Origin of the sequence: Alteromonas sp. 14N.309.X.WAT.G.H12, assembly GCF_036697315.1 — a bacterium.
Lineage (GTDB): Bacteria > Pseudomonadota > Gammaproteobacteria > Enterobacterales > Alteromonadaceae > Alteromonas.
The window spans coordinates 1-3,149 of record NZ_JBAHZB010000128.1 but is presented as its reverse complement, the minus strand read 5'-3'; the positions used below and the strand labels follow the sequence as shown (position 1 = coordinate 3,149).

The 3,149-nt window shown below is 42.0% G+C and carries 5 protein-coding genes; 1 reads left to right on the top strand and 4 read right to left on the bottom strand.

The window, feature by feature from the left end; all coding sequences use genetic code 11:
- Positions 1 to 405: UxaA family hydrolase (locus tag V5298_RS18450; RefSeq protein WP_332932900.1), on the bottom strand; the 405-nt coding region annotated here is incomplete at its 3' end.
- Complete coding sequence (locus V5298_RS18445) at positions 405 to 713, bottom strand: UxaA family hydrolase (RefSeq protein ID WP_332932899.1); 309 nt, start codon at positions 711 to 713, stop codon at positions 405 to 407. The genes V5298_RS18445 and V5298_RS18450, both read right to left, overlap by 1 nt.
- 291 nt (positions 714 to 1,004) lie before the next feature.
- Here V5298_RS18445 and V5298_RS18440 point away from each other — a divergent pair, with 291 nt between their 5' ends.
- Entirely contained in the window at positions 1,005 to 1,781 is a 777-nt protein-coding gene (locus tag V5298_RS18440; RefSeq protein ID WP_332932898.1) for an IclR family transcriptional regulator, read from the top strand.
- Between the two features lie 198 nt (positions 1,782 to 1,979).
- On the opposite strand, the gene V5298_RS18435 is transcribed toward V5298_RS18440, so the two are convergent.
- Positions 1,980 to 2,504 carry a hypothetical protein gene (locus V5298_RS18435; protein WP_332932897.1) on the bottom strand — a complete coding sequence of 175 codons (525 nt, stop codon included), beginning with the start codon at positions 2,502 to 2,504 and terminating at the stop codon, positions 1,980 to 1,982.
- A 60-nt stretch (positions 2,505 to 2,564) separates the two neighbouring features.
- Entirely contained in the window at positions 2,565 to 2,849 is a 285-nt protein-coding gene (locus V5298_RS18430; RefSeq protein WP_332932896.1) for a hypothetical protein, read from the bottom strand.
- Positions 2,850 to 3,149 lie beyond the last annotated feature (300 nt).

The following is a 3,149-nucleotide window of genomic DNA, read 5'->3' as shown; positions in this document are numbered from 1 at the left end:
CATATCAACTTTTTCCACTTGGGCTATGTCTTCCTGCATGGCTTGGATTTTTGCCACACCAACATCAATACTCTTTTGCGTACCGCCATTTTCCTGGATAACCACAGTTTCAACGGGTCTGCCACTGTCTCTGATGACTTGGCTTAGTGCTTCCCGGTTAAATCCTTCACATCCCAAGGATAAAAGCACGACCCCGCCAACATTAGGATGATTACCCAGCTGCTGCATGATCCTGAGTGCGTATTCATTGGGATAACATCCTGAAAAGCCAATTAACTGAACATCTGCATTATCACAACTATCAACAATACGCCTCGCCACATGATGAGCACATTCAACGAGGTATATCACTACAATTACATTTCTGATCCCTTTACGACCATCTTGACGAAGATAACCTTGCATTAATATTCTCCTTTCTGGCTTGAACGGGTGTGGCTAGCTATGTAATCGCTTTTCATATTTTGTAAATGAACATGCTGTCCAAACTTTACGGGCTGTGTCGTTGAGCCAATGGGAACCCCGTATTTAATCACTTTGACTCCGGTATCCAGATCAGCGCGAGCTATCTTATGGCCAATATCGATTGATACATCCAAAGTAACGAACTTCCCCTCTATTTGAACTCTTTCGGCTTCATTGATACGGCCACAACAGACCAACACATTGTCTGTTTCATCCAAAATCACTAAACGCTTGTCTGTTGTATACATTGATTATTCACGCTTTATTTGATTATTCTCTGGCTGATTGCCAGTGATTTATATATAAAACAATGTTTCAATTATAGACATCTTTGTTTATTTAGATCAATAGTTTTACAATTTATTTGAATATTTTTTTCATTAGGGAAATATCTTGGCGGTCTTATGACAAGAAAGAACAGAAGGCTCATTTAAATTTTATATATCAAATATGGTTTGTTAGTATGAGCCACCGTTCGAACGAGACAGAGCTAATCGCTTGGTTTAAAGGCGTGCCAAGTAAGTGGAAGGGAAAATAGTATGGTAGATAAAAAAAAACGTAGTTATTCTGCTCCTGCATTAGAGAAAGGCTTTGAGATTCTGGAATTATTGGCCGAATTGCAAAAACCAATGTCGTTGACACAGATTTCAGCCACGTTGGATAGATCGAAGAGTGAAATTTATCGAATGATTGCAGCGTTAGAAATGCGCGGCTATTTGGCAAGAAATGAAGGGGGAGACTATTTCCATATCACTAACAAGCTGTTCGATTTGGGGATGAAAGTGCCTCCCGTTGGTACTTTGGTAGAAGCCGCGTTTCCGGTAATGCACAGATTATCTGCAGATATTATGCAATCATGCCATATTGCAGTTGCAAATCAGGAGCGAATGGTTGTTATAGCCCGCGTTGATAGCCCCGCATCTGTAGGATTATCTGTAAGAGTGGGACATCACCTTGATTTGCACCAAACGGCTTCTGGCCATGTTTTATTAGCCTGGATGCCAGAAGTACAACGCGAAACTGCATTCAAAATAATCGCAGATAAAAATCCAAATTTTGATCAAGCTGCTTGCGAAAAATCGATACAAGATGTTCATGAAAAAGGTCATGCTAGAGTCAACAGCGCAATCGTACCTAGCTTGATAGATTTATCATTTCCCATCTATATGGGTAATAGTGAACATGCTATTGCTTGTCTAACCGTTCCCTATTTAGAAGAAAAAGGAATTTCATTAACATTGACCAAAACTGAAGCCTTTATTAAAGAGGCGGCGAGTCAACTGTCCGAGCTAGCACAGACCTACAGTGGTTTTTAACCGAAAAAATAGAGCGCATCACAAACTGCCGCTATGTTTTTTAGAGGGTTTATATCGACTTTGCTCTCAAGGCTTTAAGTGCTGCTTGGGCGCTAGCTCGAGTATTCAGTTCGTACTACTTCTGTTGTGGGAATAAAACAAGCTCTCATTTGCGCGAGCTGGCCCTACCCTACTGAAACCCTTTTAGCATGTAGCGTATCAAACAAAGTCAATCTTGGGTTTGCGGAATCTCATGGCAGCCCAAGAGCCAAGGAGTTTTACATAAAAAGATACGGTATGGGTACTTGGGTTGGGTACGTCATCTGAAAGTTCAACGCCCTTGGGCCGATCTCGTGTCATGGTTCTTAATTCGAGCTTAGGCAAGGTGCCCGCAGGCCAAAGACCACCGTATATGCTTAACCAATGGCCATTGGTAAACTCCAAAAAAATCGGTGTGTTACAACACGAAGCAAAGACACGACGGGTTTTGGAATGTGTTGACAATCGATATTCACGTAAGCGGCTTTGTCCACGCTCGCACCACACCCTGTCTTTTCGATAAAGTACAAACCGTGTTGCTGCTTTATCGTCTAAGGTAGTTGGGGCATAGGGCAACGACTGTAGAAAAACACCGGCTTTCTGGCAATCATTACAAAGGCACTCAGCGCTGACGATAGGGCCACCTTGAACCTTCAAAACCACCTGCCCGCAGCCACAGGTTAACGTCATTTTATTGTCAGTCATACAGCCTCCTATTGGTGATAAGTGTGGGTGTACCTTTCAATTACTTCAAGTTTAATGGTGTTATTTAATAACCGTAACCCCAGCCGCCTCTAACACTGTTTTGGCATCTGTACGCTCTATTACTTTTAACAAAGTAGTTTGAATAGTTTCGTCCTTTCTGACGTCATTTGTACTAGAAAACCTTTGTTCTTGAGCAGGCTCACCTTCTTCAGCAATGAAAGAAACGACGACTTCACTTGCATGGTCTGCCGTTTCACCAAAATAGGACAGTGAAATTTGGGGGTAACCCTGAAACCCTTTTTTAACTCTTTTTGCTATACGTTTAGTCGATTTATCTAAATTCATGATAGGTATCCAGAAGAAATATAATGCCTTACTAACCGGCGCATAAATGCTTGGCTAAAACTAGCGTCAACGGCACACAAGCCAGGCCTTTTTAGAGTCTAACAAGTTATTCATCCCCACAGAGCTCGCCACGCTGTTCCTACTGTGGACTAAAATCAACGTTAACACTACCCCGCTTTAGTTGTCTTTTTCATCACCAACAGTGCCGCTTCTCTTAGCAGATTGTCACCGGCAATGTAAAACTGACCCACTAACGACAATTTAAAATTGACCCACCTGAGGCACAATGATCACCGGTTA